Raw genomic sequence first — 16,344 nt, 5'->3', positions numbered from 1 at the left:
ATATTAGACAAATTTAAAAAGGAAATGGTGTAAAATCCTATAAAAACTATAGAAATATTTCTACTTTTATTTTTGCTTTTGTATTTAAATTTGCTTAAAATTGAGGATGAAATTTGACAGTATGAAAATTAAAAAGTTAATTACACATTTTCTTTTGTTTGCCAGTATTACTTTGTCTACAGCACAAAGTAAAAATCTTTATGGAGGAATTGAAATTGGAGGTAAAGGAGTAAAGGTATCGGTTATAGATGTTGATAACATTAAAAAAGGAGATTATGAAATAAAATCTTTTTGGACTGATAATATAGGTGTAGCAAAAGGTATTTCTATAGATGGAAATTTGCTTAATGAGGATATTTTGAAAGCTGTAGAAGTTGTAGCAGCAGATTTTTTAAAAATAAAAAATGAATTTCATGTACCTGTAGAAAATATTTTTGTAGTAGGATCTTCTGGAGTTGCTCAAGCAAAGAACACGAATGAATTGACAGAAAAAATAAAGAATGCTATCAACAAGGACTTAGAGTTTATTACGGCCAATAATGAAGGTAAAATGTTGATGAGAGGGTTAATTCCGGCGGAAAACTATGCGACATCTATGGTTTTAGATATTGGAGGAGGTAATACAAAAGGAGGATATATAGATGTTCTTAATAATGAAAATTTTGTGTTTTTTCCTATTAATCTCAATTATGGAACTATAACTCTTACAGAGGCTGTAAATAAAAGAACAAAATCAAATTCACTTTCTGATTTTACCGAAAAAGCATTCGGTTACTTGCCTGAATTAAGAGATCAGGTAAGAGCTATGTATAATTCAGGTAAAAATGCCTTGGATAAGCCTAATATCTATCTTTCAGGAGGTTCTGTGTGGGCCTTTTATACGCTTTATAATGGTATAGCAAAAGAAAATTTTAATGAATTTAAATTAGAAGACGTAATTAATTACGATGCAATTTTAAAGAATAACTTTAAAAAATTTGAAGATTTAGCAAAAAAAGATCCAGAAATAGATCGCGTTTTAAAAACATATTCGCAAAAACACTTAATATCAGGGAGTAATATTTTAATTGTAGCTCTTGAAGCAATACCTAATATTGATGAAAAAAAACTATACTTTGCAAAACAAGGACATATAGCTTGGTTGGTTTCTTACGTGGCAGAATACTCAAAAAAAGTAAAAAAAATTTGGTAGTTTTAAAACTGCCAAATTTTTTGTTTGACCTAAAAAGAATAGATTTAAGATTATATGTTTAAAAATCGAAAACAAGTACTGTTTACTGTTTTAGCAGGTATATTTATTACAAATGCTATAGTGGCAGAATTAATAGGAGGAAAGCTAATTCAGATAGGCCCATTTGTAATGAGTATTGGGATACTTCCTTGGCCTATTGTTTTTTTAACAACAGATTTGATTAATGAGTATTTTGGAGAAAAAGGAGTTCGTAAGCTTTCTTATATAACTGCGGGACTTATTGTTTACGCATTTTTACTGCTTTTTTTAGCTATATCTATACCTTCTGCCAAAGGAATTAGCCCTGTTGATGATGCTCAATTTATTGCAGTATTTGGACAAAGTATGTGGATTATTATAGGAAGTGTTATAGCTTTTATTTTTTCCCAATTAATAGATGTAAGTATTTTTCATTTTGTAAAACAAAAAACAGGGGATACTAAAATTTGGTTGCGAGCCACAGGTTCTACGGTGATATCTCAATTAGTAGATTCTTTTGTTGTTTTAGGAATCGCATTTTGGTTACCAGGAAAAATAAATTTTCAAACTTTCATATCTTCCGCTTTAACAGGATATACCTTTAAATTAAGTGTAGCTGTTTTATTGACACCCTTAATATATCTTAGTCATTATCTCATAAAAAAATATCTTGGAGAAGATTCCTGAAAAATGAATCAAAACTTAGTCTCCAAAAAAATCATATTCCTTACATTTGCTACCCAAAAAAATAATTTAAAATGGCTGATCTACTTACAGAATTTGGTGAATCTATTGCTAAAAACTTGCCGGGCTTTATAGCTGTTAGTATTCTTGATATTTACAAAGGTATTATTTATCATTCAAAATCCGTTTTAAAGGATTATAATATAGATCTTGATTCTAATTATATTTTAGAAATGGTTCGTGCTAAACTAAACGGTATTCATGCACTAAAACAAAATCAACAAATTCAAGATATAACGATTTCGTTAACTTCTCAATATCACGTTATTGATGTTTCAAATAATCATGAGTTTTTGATTTATCTTGTAGTAGATGCTTCAGAAGCTAATTTAACTATGACGAAGGCATTGCTAAATAAATACAAGAAAAGTATTAGTTTATAAAAGAAAAGAAGTCCTAAAACAGAATGAGTCATTAAAATGTTTTTATAATGAATTTCTTTTTAGGACTTCTACAATCACATGGTATATAATTTAGCTAAACAATTGTTTGGCTATTTTTTCTTTTAAAGAAACCTGTTCCTTTTTTAAAGTTAAATAGAGAAGATAGGTTAATCCAATTCCTATAATAGCTATTATAGAATTTATTAACCAATTAGCTTCATAGCTAAGATATTGAACAATAGATAAGCCTGTTTTAGAACTTAATACATGGGCAAATCCATAACTCATTTGAAATACAGACATAAATATTCCTTCATGATTTTTATGACTCCTTTTTAATACAAGACCGCTTGCGTAGGAAAAAGTAAGCATATTTCCAAAAGTCATAAGTGCCATAAAAATCCATAAAACCCAACTGTTATGTATAGAGTATAAGAAAAAGTAGCCTAAGGAAAACAGTGCTAATCCAATTGCAATTGCCAAAGTTTCATTTATTTTTTTTATCTGCATTTTATTGATTAAACGTACTTCAAATAGTATAAAAACTACACCGCTAAATCCAAAAAGCATTCCCGTTGTAACATCTTTTAAATGGAAAGAATTTTTCTGAAATAAAGGTAAAATGGTAAAAATTTGAAAAAATAAATAACCTGTAATCATGGCAATAATCCAGTTTAATACAAAAGGAATATCTTTAATTGGAGCTAATCTGTCTAAATTAGTTTTAGCTAGATTTAGATCAAACGGAACTTTGCGTTCTTTTACGAGTAAGAAAAAAATAGAAATAGCCAAAAGACACGTTATTCCATCTACCCAAAAAAGGACATTATAATTCCAGTAAGATATAATTAATCCGCCAATTACAGGGCCAAAAACTAAACCTAAATTTGAAGCAGATCGAATTAAAGAGAGCGATTGTAATTTTATGTCTTTACTTACATAGCTGTTAACGGTTAACATCATTGCTGGACGATACATGTCCGCAATTGTGGTTAGTAAAAAGACGGTAATGCAAATGGTTTCAAAGGTTTTTACATATTTAAGAAGGAAAAAAATGAGACCACTTGTAAAAAGGCTAAAAATCATTACTTTGTAGGATCCTACGATGTCTGATAAACGACCACTAGTAAATGTTCCAACTAAAGAGCCAATGCCAAAACAAACCATTATCCAACCTATTTGAGAATAGGTAAATCCAAGTGTTTCGTTAAGATATTTTGATAAAAAGGGAACCACTACGGCTCCCATTCGGTTAATTAATGTGATTAAGGCAATTATCTTTATTTCTAAGTTAAAATGTATTCGATTTCTTTTTAAAAATTCCATAAAAAATTAGAATAGGTTAAGTTTCGTTGCAAAAAATTTAGAGAAAAATCCACTACGAACATGCTCTAAATCATCATTTGTTTTTGCTACTTCTAATTCTTTCTTTTCTTCTTCTTCATTCGTTTCGTCTACCATAAATTTAGTTATTAGCTGAACATAGCTCATACCCAATTCTTCCAAGTATCCTGTTAAAAATTTTTCACTTCCGTCAATTCCTCGTACTTTTTCAATTTGTAGTAGCTTTGTGTATAAATCCTCTACTTTTTTGATTACTTCATTAGGTACAGCTTTTCTTCTGGCAATATATTTAGTGATGTTCGCGTTTTCATCTACCACATAATCAAAATCTGTTATCACCCAATAATAACGACCTGACTTTGAAAGATTTTTGATAATTCCGTGAAATTTTTGCCCCTTTTTTATGTTTTCCCACAGAACTTTAAAAATGATTTGAGGCATGTCGGGGTGTCTAAGAATATTGTGAGGCTGTCCTACTAATTCGTACTCTTGATAACCAGAAACCTCAACAAATACCTCATTAACGTATTCGATAGTTCCATAGATGTCTGTTTTACTCATAATAGTTTTAGTAGTGTCCCAAATGACCTCCTCATTTAGAGGTAATGGCTTTTTAATTTCTAAATCCATATTTAATCCAAATTTGCTTATTTACACCAGTAAAGTTACGGCGAAAAAAAATACAAAAACTGATTTTTGTCATAAAAAAATAAAAAAACTCTTTCTGGTTTCTGAAATAAAATTGCTTTACTTACGAAATTACGAAATAAAGATTTAATTTTTATATTTGCATAGCAAATTAACGCGTAATGAAATATAAAAGAATACTCTTAAAATTAAGTGGAGAAGCCTTGATGGGTGAACGCCAATATGGAATAGAACCAAAAAGATTAGCGGAATACGCTGAGGAAATAAAAAAAATACATGACCTAGGTGTAGAAATTGCTATCGTTATAGGAGGAGGAAACATCTTCAGAGGTGTTGCTGGTGCTAGTAATGGTATGGATAGAGTACAAGGAGATTATATGGGAATGTTAGCTACTGTTATAAACGGTATGGCATTACAAAGCGCTTTGGAAGAAAAGGGGATGTTAACCCGTTTGCAAACAGCCTTAAAGATAGAAGCAATAGCAGAACCTTATATCAAAAGAAGAGCGGTAAGACATCTTGAAAAAGGACGAATTGTAATCTTTGGTGCAGGTACAGGAAATCCCTATTTTACAACCGATACAGCCGCTGTTTTGAGAGGGATAGAAGTAGATGCAGATGTTATATTAAAAGGAACTAGAGTAGATGGTGTATACAATGCAGATCCAGAAAAAAATCCTGATGCAGTAAAATTTGATTACATTTCCTTTAATGATGTGTTAGCCAAAGGATTAAATGTAATGGATACCACAGCATTTACTTTAAGTCAAGAAAATAAATTGCCGATAATTGTATTTGATATGAATAAAGAAGGTAATTTGTTAAAAATATGCGAAGGAGAAAATGTAGGAACCGTTGTTAATATTTAGTATTTTTGATTCATTTTTTGAATAAATTTGAACTCTAAACTCATTAAAGGTATGACCGAAGAAATTAATTTTATATTAGATAGTACAAAAGAATCCATGGAAGGTTCTTTGACACACTTAGAAAAAGAGTTTTTAAATATTAGAGCAGGAAAAGCTTCTCCGCAAATGTTAGGAGGGGTTTTCGTAGATTATTATGGTTCTCAAACACCTCTTTCTCAGGTTGCAAATATTAATATTCCTGATGCGCGTACTATAACCGTAACGCCTTGGGAAAAAAATATGCTTCAGCCTATAGAAAGAGCCATTATGATTGCAAATATTGGATTTAATCCTATGAATAATGGCGATAATATCATTATATCAGTTCCTCCTTTAACAGAAGAACGTCGTCGTGAATTAGCAAAACAAGCAAAGTCAGAAGCAGAAGATGCTAAAATTGGCGTTCGAAACGCTCGTAAAGAAGCGAATAGTGATATTAAAAAGTTAGAAAAAGAAGGAACCTCAGAAGATGCTTGTAAAACAGCAGAAGATAATGTTCAAAAATTAACAGATGCTTATATCAAAAAAGTAGATGAACTTTATGCTGTTAAAGAAGCAGAAATAATGAAAGTTTAATTAAATAGTAAAGTAATAATTTCGTTTTAAAAATTATTGCTTTCTCATACTGTACATCTTGTAGTTTTTTTTCTACATGATTTTTTGAATAAAGACGCGTAAATTGCGTACTGTTTTTAATACACACAACAGCATAATGTTTTTACTATGAAAGTTAAAAAAATATTTTTACTGCTATCACTTGTTTTTGCACAATTTGCATCAGCATCTCTTGATGATAGCCTTTTTGGAGGAATTGAAATAGGAAGTAAAGGAATTAAAATTTCAGTCCTTGATGTCGATAATATCAAAAAGGGAAGTTATGAAATCAAATCCTTTTGGACCGAAAATGTAGGTATTGCACGAGGGATAGCGATTGATGGTAAATTGGCAGCTGAAGATATTAAAATAGCTTCAGAAGTAGTTTATAGAAGTTATTTAAGAGTTAAAAATGAATTTAAAGTTACAGAACAGAATATTTTTATAGTAGGATCTTCTGGTGTAGCAATGGCATCTAATACGAAAGAATTAGTTGATGCAGTTAAAAAATTAACAAATAAAGAACTTGACTTTATAGATGCTCAAGCGGAAGGGAAAATGCTCCTAAAAGGATGTATTCCTCCCATTAATTATTTAAACTCAACCGTTTTAGATATTGGAGGAGGAAATACTAAAGGAGGATATGTAGACACCTTTAATAATGATAATTTTGTTTTCTTTCCTCTTTCATTTGATTATGGAAGTATCACATTAACAGAAACTGTTAAAAAGAAAGCCAAAAATGAAAGTATAGGGGAATATAATGAAAAATTGTTTGGACTAACTCCTATGTTAAGAGAACAAATAAAAGCCATGTACAATTCTAAACCCCAAGCTTTAGAAAAACAAAATGTGTACATGTCAGGTGGTGCTGTATGGGCTTTTTATACACTTTATAACGGTAATGAAGCAAAAGATAATTTTAATAGCTTTACTTTAGAAGATGTAATAAATTATGATGCTATAGTAAAGAACAATTTTCAAAAATTTGAAGAACTAGCTAAAAAAAATAAAGAAGTAGAACGTGTTTTAAAAACGTATTCTCAGAAACATTTAATAGCAGGTTCAGCTCTTCTTTTAGTTTGCTTAGAGGATATTCCGAGTATTAATGAAAAGAAATTATTCTTTGCTAAACAAGGGCAAACAGCATGGTTAGTTTCCTACATAGTGGACAGATCTAACAAGATAAAAAAAATATGGTAATTAACAAATAAAAGAATTATCTAATTAATCATTTTTTCAAATCTGCGTTTAGTAGCAAGATATAAACAAACTAACTATACTGAATATGAAAACGGATTTTGAATATTTTTAGATAGCCTTTTGTCTTTATTATGATCAAAAAAAACTTTTTTTTAATTATTGTTTTTTTAGTAGCATTTTTCGGATTTGCTCAAAAAAAAATAGCGGGATTAGAATTTAATAATAAGGAAATAAAAGTACTTGTTGTAGAGTCTAAGCCTGATGATGCCGCTGAGTTTAAACTTAAGAGTTTTTGGTCAGATCCAATCGTGGCAGATCCTAATGGGGATCGTTTGAGCCTGATAAAAAAAATAATAGCAGGAGTAAATACCAACATTCAAAAAATAAAATTAGAACAAAATGTAGGGGCCGATAAAATATTTTTGATTAGTGATTTAGAATTGTTTTCTGAAGTGGAAATGATCAATATTCAAAAAGAACTTTTGATAAATAATATTTCAAAAATCGATTTTCTTACTAATCAAAAGAGCTGTGAATATATTTTTGAAGGGCTGCTAAAAAAAGAAGACAAAGACGAAGCAGCATTGATTAATATTAATGAAGCGCAAACCACTTTTTGTAGTTATACAAAAAAAGATGGTTTCAAGGTAACTGTTATACCCAATAGTGATTTTCAAAAATTGGAATATCTAAATGATGATTCTAAAAAATTAGAAATTCTAAAACTAAATGAAAATATTAAACAGTTATATTATTATAACGATGAAATGAGAGATAAAAAAAATGTTTATCTCACAGGACAATCAGCTTGGGCATCCTATGCTTTGTTTAATGGCGGTACCATTGAATTAGAATTTAATCCTGTTAAGATTGAAGATTTAGAAAATCACCAAATCAGTTTAGATAAAAAATTTGATCGCTACCAAGTACTAGCATCAGCTAATATAGAAGCGGATAAAGTATTATCTTATTATTCTAAATATGAACTATCAATTGGAAATAAATTTTTAACCTTTATTTTGAAAAATTTGGAAGCCAACTCAAAAAAGAAATTTTTATACTGTAAAAATACCAACAAAGCAAAGTTGGTTAATTATTTAACTCACAAACTTGTTAACTAAACCCTTATCACTTATAAAAAAAAACCTATGAATAAAAAACTGCAATTCCTACTCTTCTTGAGTATGGTATTTAATCAAGCCAATTTTGCTCAATTTAAAGTTTTTGGTAACATTAGAAACGGTAATGATGACAATCTTTTTTCTGTAAAAGTGATTTTAGCCAGTGCAGACGAAAAGAAATATATTCATCAAGTTCATACAGATAAATCAGGTAATTTTATCTTAAACTCAAAAGAAAAGACAGGAAAGCTAATATTAAAGCTACCTGGATATAAGACCACGTATAAATTTATAGAGTTTACTCAAAATAAATTAGATGTAGGTACTATTTATTTAGAAGAAGATTTATTGAAAAATCTAGAAACAGAATCGGCTTTAGTCGACTTAGCGTTTTTAAGAAAATCACCAACAGCTACCAATACAATCTTTGAAAGTACCGAATTTAATCATAATAGTAATAAAGATTTCATAGAAAGAGCTTCTTTATTACCAGGAGTGTACACTACTGGTTTAGGAGGAAGTTACTCTAAAACAAGACTTCGTCTTAGAGGCTATAATCAAAATAATATAACACCTTTATTAGATGGTATCTCTTTAAGAGACTTCGAAAGTGGTGAGGTTAATTGGTTGCTTATAGCTCCAGCAAGTGATGCCTTAGATGCTATTCAAATTCAAAGAGGATTAGGTTCTTCTAAACTTGTAAACGCATCCGTTGCAGGTACAGTTAACTTCTTATTGCGAGACCCTTTTACAAAATACGACAACTATATATCAGTTGAATCAGGAAACAATGATTACAGAAAATATAGTTTGAATTTGAATACAGGGAATGTTGACAAAGGATTTGGTCTTAATTTATCATTATCAAATACTTCTAGTGCGGGGTATTTTCCTGGTACAGCCTTTAATGCCACAGGTTATTATTTAGGAATGGGATATAAAACAGATAAGCACAAATTTACACTTAAATTATTAGGAGCGCCAAGTTGGGTTGATTTTAGAAATAGAATATCTACTATAAGTGATATTGCCACTAATTCAGGCCTAAATACAAGCTATAACGCTACTTATAATAATTATAATGGTAAAAATATAGCTTTAAATAATCAAGCTAGCCATACACCAACTTTGAGTTTGGAATGGCAATATAAAATAAACAGCAATAATATATTGGCTTTAAAAGGCTACGGTGTTTATGGAAATACTTCTTTTAAAGATTATACAGGAACTGATGTTTTTGGTGAATCTAGTGATTTGTTAGATTCTAATAATACCATTGATTATAATTATATTGCAGCATACAATAGAGGTTTGAAGCCTAATGTGTTGATTAAGAATGACCAGCCAGTAACCTATTTTCGTGAGCCCTATGTTATAAATGGAAAGAAGTTATTCTTAAACTCTAGTGAATTTAATACAAAAAATTCAGGCGTTTCTCAAACAGAAAACTTTTCTAAAACTCAAGTATATGGAAGCTTAGTTAACTATTCAACAAACTTAACATCTAAGTTAAAGTTAGACGTTGGTCTCGACTTAAGAAAAACAGTTTCTAGACATACTAAATATTTAAATGATTTATTTGGAGCAGATGGTTATTTAGTTGATCAATTACAAAATAAATCAATCTATACCACAGAAACTTTTTCTTTAAAAGATGATTTATGGAATCCTTTTAAAACAATCAAAACGATAAAAGTAGATTATTATAAAGAAAACATTACATGGTATTATGGCGCTTATTCACAGTTGCAGTTAAATCTTAAGAATTTTAACTTCCTACTTCAAGGAGGATATAGTGAAAATGATTTTAGTAAAGTAACGTACGATATATTTAATACTAATTTATCAGAATCTTCTAATCATGTAAATTTAGATTCTTACAATGTAAAATTTGGGGCTAACTGGAATGTAAATAGTAAAAATAATATTTGGTTTAACGCTGGTTTAGTATCCAGAGTACCTATCCTAAACTATGTTTTTGATTTTGGAACTAACAAAATCAAAGATGGTTTTAAGAATGAAAACTTTGAGTCAGTTGAAGCAGGGTATACTTTTTTAAGTAAAAACTTCAATTTAAACTTAATAGCCTATATGAATTATTTAGACAATTCTACAGAACAATTATTTGAAACAGGTTATGGAGTTACTGGTTTTACACATGATCTAAGCAAAAGAAATTCAGGAGTTGAACTAGATTTTACATATAAACCTTTTAATAGATTTACAATTTATAGTAGTCATTCATTTGGAGAAGGAGTGTATACAAAAGATGCAAAATATATAGAATATGATAATAATCAAACAACAAATTTGTATATAAAAGATACCAGAATAGGAAGTGTACCTGAGTGGATGAGTAGTCTTTCATTGTTGATAGAACCTGTTAGAAGATTATCTTTTACCCTTACAGGGAAATATCATGATAATTTTTATAGTAATACTCCAGCTGAACAATATGATCCAGTTTGGTATCCAAAATCGTATGCAGTAAATGACTTGAAATTACCTTCTTTCTTGTTATTTGATACGAGTTTAAAGTACAAGATCAAGCTTAATAACGAAGATTTAGTAAACGTTGGTTTATCTATGAATAACATTTTTGATACACTTTATATAACAGAGTCAACAAGAAGTTATTTAAATAACCAAAATGTACCAGGTACTAATTCAACTTATGGAAGTGTTTTTCCAGCAAATTTTAAAGGAATCAATGGCGCTAATACAGCCTTTTTTGGATCAGGAAGAACTTGGAACTTTGCAGTTCAATATAGATTCTAAAAATTAATAAAAATAAAAAAAGGGTATCCATAGTGTGATACCCTTTTTTATTTCTAAAATAAATGGTGATTTTTAAAAAAGAAGTTTTAATATTGAGTCCATTAAAAATACTTTGCTTAAAAAGTTTTATTGTCGCTAAAAAGTGCTCCTATAATTAATTTTAGAGAAACTAAGATGATCTTGTCTATATTATAAAATAGAATAAATAAAGCTTAAATAAGGTATAAAAACGATTTTAAGGATAGCTACGTGTTGAATATACTACTTTATAATAAGAGATTCTGAAAATTGATGAATTTGATATAAATTTTGAAAATAAATTATTTCGAAGAAATAATTCTTCCATCCATATCAATTTTTAGATTTTCCATATTAGGTTTCTTTTTATCAATTGTTGTAGTAATTTCTAATTTCCCTGTTTTATCCATTATTAAAGTAGCTAATTTTGTTCCTCCCATGTAAGAATAATAATCGCAAACTTTTTTAGAATCTATAATTTTACTAGAATTTTCTTTCGTTACATTAATAAAAGTCGTGATGAAATCCCCATCTCCATGGTAGAGAGCCGAAAAGAAAGTTACTTTAAAATCTCTAACTTTTCTTTCAGCTATTTTTACAAAACTATAATCACTTAATAGGTTAGAATTATTATTTATAGATATAAGTTCCTTTTTGTATTTTGGAATCAATAATTTATTAATAGTATTAATGTCTTTTATAAGGATATATTGACTATCTAAATCACTTAATTTAGTATAAACTTTTTGATCAATTATAAACGGGAATGCTTCCTTTTCTGAAGGAATCATATAAGAAGTATCTTCTTCTTTCTCTTTGGATTGATTGCTCTGTACAAGCGTATCTTCTGTTAAAGCAACTTCTTTATTTTTGCTTTTTTCCTTAGAATGCGGGTCAAATTTACAGCCAATGATAAGTAGTGATGACAAAAGTAAAATATTTTTTTTCATGTATTTAATTGAATTTGTTTTATTTCTGCAATTTTATTTGAATCAATTTACTAGTTTTAAATTTTTTCCAAAACCAGTATTTACTATAAATTTTTGTAAGAGATTACCTTGAAGCCACAATTTTCCCATCCATATTGATCTTTAAATTTTCCCTAGTCGGTTTATCTCTATCAATCATGGTGGTAATTTCTATTTTTCCATTTTTATCCATTACCAAAGTCACTAACTTACTTTCTCCTGGATAAGAATAATAATAACCCACTTTTTTTGAATCTATAATTTTACTAGAATTTTCTTTTGTTACATTAACAAAAGTAGTGGTGAAAGATTTATTTCCATGGTAACGAGATGAAAAAAAAGTGATCTTAAAATTTTTTATCTTTCTTTCGGCAATTTTTACAAAACTATAATTACTGAATAGATGTGTGTTGTCGTTTATAGATATGATTTCCTGTTTATATTTTGGAATCAATAAACTATTAATAGTATTAATGTCTTTTATAGGAGTGTATAGGCTATCTCCTAATTCATTATAAACTTCTTGATCAATTATAATAGGAAATTTGCTCTTTTCTGAAGGAATCGAATAAACAACATTTACATCTTCTTCATTAGAATCATTCATTGAAGATATCTCTTTTGAATTTAATAATTTATTAAATTCTTTAGGTTTTTTATCTAATTTATAATCTGCATTGCATCCAATAATTAGTAATACCGATAGAAATAAAATAATTTTTTTCATACGCCTGTTTGATTTTATTAAGCTTTTTCTTGTTAAATAATTCAAACATTACTTAAAGATCGTTTTGTTAAAGATAGATTGGGAGGGTTGTATTATGTAGAAATAATATTACAAATTTACGGGAAAATCCACTAAATGAGAGGGATTTTAACTTTTTATTTTGAATGTATTTGTGGTGGAAACGATTGATAGGTAAAAAAACAATTTTCGAATAAATTATTACTTATTACAAAAAAAAATAACAAAAAGATTTTAAAGTGATTTTTAAAATTATATTTTTGTAAGCTTTCTATTACTTTTAATCGAGTAATTGATTTGTTTATTTTTCGTTATTGTTTTAAGAATGATATGACTGCCAAAACAAATGGCAGTCATATAGATCTAAACTAAGAAAATAAATTTAATTACATCTTCTTTGTAATATCTTTTTTGTATTTGTTTAATAAAGCTTTAGTCATTCCTAAATTCGCTTTTGTAGAATCAACAGCTAAATAGATAAAATATTCGCTATTGTCAGAAATATCAATAATATGAATTTGTGATTTTAAATTAATCATGATATCTTCTATTGTCTCATTTAAGCCTAAAGCTTGAATAGCATTTAATTTAGCTTTCACGACTTCTAGATTATAGGCAGAAGCTAGTTCAGGGTCAAAATTTGATTCTACAGTTAAAGAATAATAAGATATTCCACTTTTTACTTCTGCTACAGCTACAGCAACGAATCCAGGTACATTACTTTTGAGATCTTCTCCAAATTGTTTTAAAAAGTCTGACATTTTAAATAATATAAAGGGGTTAAGTTTATCACGTAAAGTTAAAAAACAATAATGTTATTTTTTAATTATTTAATTGTAAATTATATTGCTTTTGTTAATTTTTATTAGCTCTAAATAATAATGTTTCTAATATATTTTTTTGATATATTTTTTTTAAATATTTGTTTTAATTGTGTTCTTATGAAGCTGTGTTAAGAGTTTGTAATCTTATCATCTGATCAAAAGGAGAAATTGCATACTCTAAACAATGGGGCTTTTCCCTTTAGTCGGCGTGATAGACTAGATGTTGCGTTTAACTTTTTAGATACTTCGCCTAAAAAGGATGTCTAATAATAAGGTTTTATAGGTTTTGAGTAAAAGGTGTCAGTTGTCTTAAATTATATTAAACCCAGATTCTGGATTATATTTCATGCTCGAGATGAAAAGATAAAAAATGAACAAAAAAAATTCTGGTAGATAAGGAGTAAAAGGCGTAATCTAGTCGTAGTTTGTCGCTTCGATCCAAGGGAGAAGTTACATTGTTTAGAGTATGTGATTTCGCTCCTGTTCTATAAATGACAAGATTATGAATTTTTAAGAACAGTTCGAATTCAATCAAAAAGGCACTTTTTAGATTTAAAATTCTTCTTTATTTGTAATAAATTTTACCGCATAATTTGGGTTAAAAATTAGACTATATTTTGTTTAGAACGAGATTGATTATTTGTTTTATTGTTTGTAAGTAAATTATTTGGGAAAATGTGGTTTGCTAAATTTGGAAAGAAAAAACAATGAAAATGACCCTTAAATAGCTTTTCCTTTTTTAATTTATAATATGCTTAACGTTTTGTTGTAAGTTGAGTTTTATTTAGAATCAATTAAGAAGGAAAAATAATATTATTTATACGATCTATTTCTTTTAAGGAGTCTTTTTTTTTGAATATGTATGAAAGAGACTGTTTTTTTAAATTAAAACCTCCTGAGTGAGGTATGGGTAAATTGATAGTGGGGGTGGAGTAATCTTTAGACTTGATAACGGTATTTAGGGAATATGGTCAAAATAAAAAAGATGTCCTGAGTAGTTGATATTTTAAAATTTTAAAGGTGGTAAACGTAAAAGTCAGGATTAAATAAGTTGTACTTATTGATTATAAGACTCCTTTTGTTATATTGTATCACTTTTGAGGACATCTTTTTTACTAAAAAGATTACATTTTTTTAGTAATGTCTTTCTTGTATTTGTTTAATAAAGCCTTAGTCATTCCTAAATTAGCTCTGCTAGAATCAACGGCTAAATAAATAAAGTATTCGTTGTTTTCTGAAATATCAATAATATGAATCTGAGATTTTAGATTAATCATTATATCCTCAATAGTTTCGTTAAGACTTAATGCGTTGATTGCATTTAATTGAGCCTTTACAACCTCTAAGTTGAAAGCAGAAGCCAACTCAGGATCAAAATTAGGATTTGCTGATAATGTATAATAAGAGATTCCACTTTTAATTTCAGAAATGGCAACGGCTATAAACCCAGGAACATTGCTTTTAAGATCCTCTCCAAATTGTTTTAAAAAATCTGACATAAATGAGTGTTTTAGGGTAAGAATTTACTCAACAAATATAATAGAATATAAATTGATTTAAAAATTTTAATTGTAGAAAGCTTTCTATAAAGTTGATGATTTTCAAAATAAAAAACCATCTTTAGGAGATGGTTTATGGGAGTTGATTTAGGTTTGGAGAGGTATTACATTTTTTTTGTAATATCTTTTTTGTATTTATTTAACAGGGCTTTTGTCATACCTAAATTGGCTCTATTTGAGTCAACAGCTAGATAAATGAAATATTCATTGTTTTCAGAAATATCAATGATGTGTATTTGAGATTTTAAATTAATCATGATATCTTCAATGGTTTCATTAAGGCCTAATGCACTAATGGCATTTAATTTAGCTTTTACTACTTCTAGGTTAAAAGCAGAAGCTAGTTCAGGATCAAAATTTGGGTCTGAAGACAATGTGTAATAAGAAATTCCGCTTTTAATTTCCGCAACGGCAACTGCTAAAAAACCAGGGATATTGCTTTTTAAATCGTCTCCAAATTGTTTTAAAAAATCTGACATATAAATAAGTATTTAGGGTTAAATTTCAATACAAATTTATTGTAATGATGAAATTTTTATTTTCATTTTTTGTAGAAAATGTTCTACTTGTATTTAATTTTTATTGTTTCTAAATAAAGATAAATATTTTGTAATGAGGTTGTTAAGTATCTTGTAAAGATCTACTATAATAGTACTTTGTATTTGATTTTTTCGACGAATATGTGATTGGATTTTAGGAATAATGCACTTGATAAAGTTGTATTATTTGCAGTTTTATTTGTTTTTAGAATAAATGAAAGGAAGATTTCGTGGGTTTTTTAGATATTTTAAGAGATTGTCTGAAAATTGTATCATTTCAGGCAAGACAGGATGTTATCTTCTTTTAAGGTTTTTTTCCTGTTTGCTAAGTTGAAGGTCTATTTTCAGACAATCTTATTTGAAAAGGAATTACATTTTTTTCGTAATGTCTTTTTTGTACTTGTTTAATAGTGCTTTCGTCATGCCTAAATTAGCTTTTTTTGAATCAACGGCTAGGTATATAAAATATTCGTTGTTTTCTGAAATGTCAATAATGTGTATTTGACTCTTAAGATTGATCATAATGTCTTCTATATATTCATCGAGTCCAAGTGCATTAATTGCATTTAATTTAGCCTTTACTACTTCAAGATTGAAAGCGGAAGCTAATTCTGGGTCAAAATTGGGGTTCATTGATAAAGTGTAATACGATATTCCACTTTTAATTTCAGCTATTGCTACTGCAATAAAACCAGGAACATTGTTTTTTAGATCCTCTCCGAATTGTTGTAAAAAATCTGACATAGGCTTGTGTTTTG

General features: G+C 28.4%; 16 protein-coding genes. 8 read left to right on the top strand and 8 right to left on the bottom strand.

Translation table 11 applies throughout. The features are described from left to right. The first annotated feature begins 121 nt into the window (after window positions 1–121). The 3 genes from NAB20_RS01340 to NAB20_RS01330 all read left to right on the top strand — a co-directional run bounded on the left by NAB20_RS01340 (window position 122) and on the right by NAB20_RS01330 (window position 2,337). On the top strand, window positions 122–1,192 hold the full coding sequence (locus NAB20_RS01340) for an exopolyphosphatase (RefSeq protein WP_127823838.1): 1,071 nt from the start codon (window positions 122–124) through the stop codon (window positions 1,190–1,192). A gap of 54 nt (window positions 1,193–1,246) precedes the next feature. After that, complete coding sequence (locus tag NAB20_RS01335; protein WP_088390580.1) at window positions 1,247–1,897, top strand: queuosine precursor transporter; 651 nt, start codon at window positions 1,247–1,249, stop codon at window positions 1,895–1,897. Between the two features lie 71 nt (window positions 1,898–1,968). Next, window positions 1,969–2,337, top strand: coding sequence for a hypothetical protein (locus NAB20_RS01330; RefSeq protein ID WP_105196348.1), 369 nt, complete (start codon window positions 1,969–1,971; stop codon window positions 2,335–2,337). Window positions 2,338–2,427: 90 nt separating this feature from the next. Here the strand turns inward: NAB20_RS01330 and NAB20_RS01325 are convergent, their stop codons facing one another. Further along, complete coding sequence (locus NAB20_RS01325) at window positions 2,428–3,663, bottom strand: MFS transporter (RefSeq protein WP_105196347.1); 1,236 nt, start codon at window positions 3,661–3,663, stop codon at window positions 2,428–2,430. 6 nt (window positions 3,664–3,669) lie between these two features. Next, window positions 3,670–4,311: a PAS domain-containing protein gene (locus tag NAB20_RS01320; protein WP_105196346.1), complete on the bottom strand. Its 642-nt coding sequence runs from the start codon at window positions 4,309–4,311 to the stop codon at window positions 3,670–3,672. A gap of 179 nt (window positions 4,312–4,490) precedes the next feature. Between NAB20_RS01320 and pyrH the strand changes: the two genes are divergently transcribed. From pyrH to NAB20_RS01295, 5 genes are all read left to right on the top strand, one after another. Continuing rightward, a complete protein-coding gene (gene pyrH / locus NAB20_RS01315; RefSeq protein ID WP_105196345.1) occupies window positions 4,491–5,198 on the top strand; it encodes a UMP kinase in 708 nt (235 codons plus the stop codon). Between the two features lie 51 nt (window positions 5,199–5,249). Beyond that, a complete protein-coding gene (frr, locus tag NAB20_RS01310; protein ID WP_105196344.1) occupies window positions 5,250–5,813 on the top strand; it encodes a ribosome recycling factor in 564 nt (187 codons plus the stop codon). A gap of 147 nt (window positions 5,814–5,960) precedes the next feature. Then, complete coding sequence (locus tag NAB20_RS01305; RefSeq protein WP_105196343.1) at window positions 5,961–7,034, top strand: exopolyphosphatase; 1,074 nt, start codon at window positions 5,961–5,963, stop codon at window positions 7,032–7,034. A 131-nt stretch (window positions 7,035–7,165) separates the two neighbouring features. Further along, window positions 7,166–8,155 carry a hypothetical protein gene (locus NAB20_RS01300; protein WP_105196342.1) on the top strand — a complete coding sequence of 330 codons (990 nt, stop codon included), beginning with the start codon at window positions 7,166–7,168 and terminating at the stop codon, window positions 8,153–8,155. Between the two features lie 27 nt (window positions 8,156–8,182). Continuing rightward, entirely contained in the window at window positions 8,183–10,933 is a 2,751-nt protein-coding gene (locus tag NAB20_RS01295; protein WP_375605379.1) for a TonB-dependent receptor plug domain-containing protein, read from the top strand. A gap of 320 nt (window positions 10,934–11,253) precedes the next feature. Here the strand turns inward: NAB20_RS01295 and NAB20_RS01290 are convergent, their stop codons facing one another. From NAB20_RS01290 to NAB20_RS01265, 6 genes are all read right to left on the bottom strand, one after another. Further along, entirely contained in the window at window positions 11,254–11,901 is a 648-nt protein-coding gene (locus NAB20_RS01290; RefSeq protein WP_375605378.1) for a hypothetical protein, read from the bottom strand. A 103-nt stretch (window positions 11,902–12,004) separates the two neighbouring features. Beyond that, entirely contained in the window at window positions 12,005–12,646 is a 642-nt protein-coding gene (locus tag NAB20_RS01285; RefSeq protein WP_088390560.1) for a hypothetical protein, read from the bottom strand. A 404-nt stretch (window positions 12,647–13,050) separates the two neighbouring features. After that, a complete protein-coding gene (locus NAB20_RS01280; protein WP_088390558.1) occupies window positions 13,051–13,425 on the bottom strand; it encodes a hypothetical protein in 375 nt (124 codons plus the stop codon). Window positions 13,426–14,612: 1,187 nt separating this feature from the next. Continuing rightward, complete coding sequence (locus tag NAB20_RS01275) at window positions 14,613–14,987, bottom strand: hypothetical protein (protein WP_105196513.1); 375 nt, start codon at window positions 14,985–14,987, stop codon at window positions 14,613–14,615. Between the two features lie 164 nt (window positions 14,988–15,151). Further along, window positions 15,152–15,526 (bottom strand): hypothetical protein, encoded by a 375-nt coding sequence (locus NAB20_RS01270; protein WP_088390554.1) that lies wholly within the window; start codon window positions 15,524–15,526, stop codon window positions 15,152–15,154. Between the two features lie 429 nt (window positions 15,527–15,955). Then, window positions 15,956–16,330 carry a hypothetical protein gene (locus tag NAB20_RS01265; RefSeq protein ID WP_088390552.1) on the bottom strand — a complete coding sequence of 125 codons (375 nt, stop codon included), beginning with the start codon at window positions 16,328–16,330 and terminating at the stop codon, window positions 15,956–15,958. Window positions 16,331–16,344 lie beyond the last annotated feature (14 nt).

This window comes from Flavobacterium davisii (assembly GCF_042182265.1).
In the GTDB taxonomy this organism is placed as follows: Bacteria; Bacteroidota; Bacteroidia; order Flavobacteriales; family Flavobacteriaceae; genus Flavobacterium; species Flavobacterium davisii.
The sequence above is the reverse complement of the archived record's forward strand: the minus strand, read 5'-3'. Positions and strand labels throughout refer to the sequence as shown.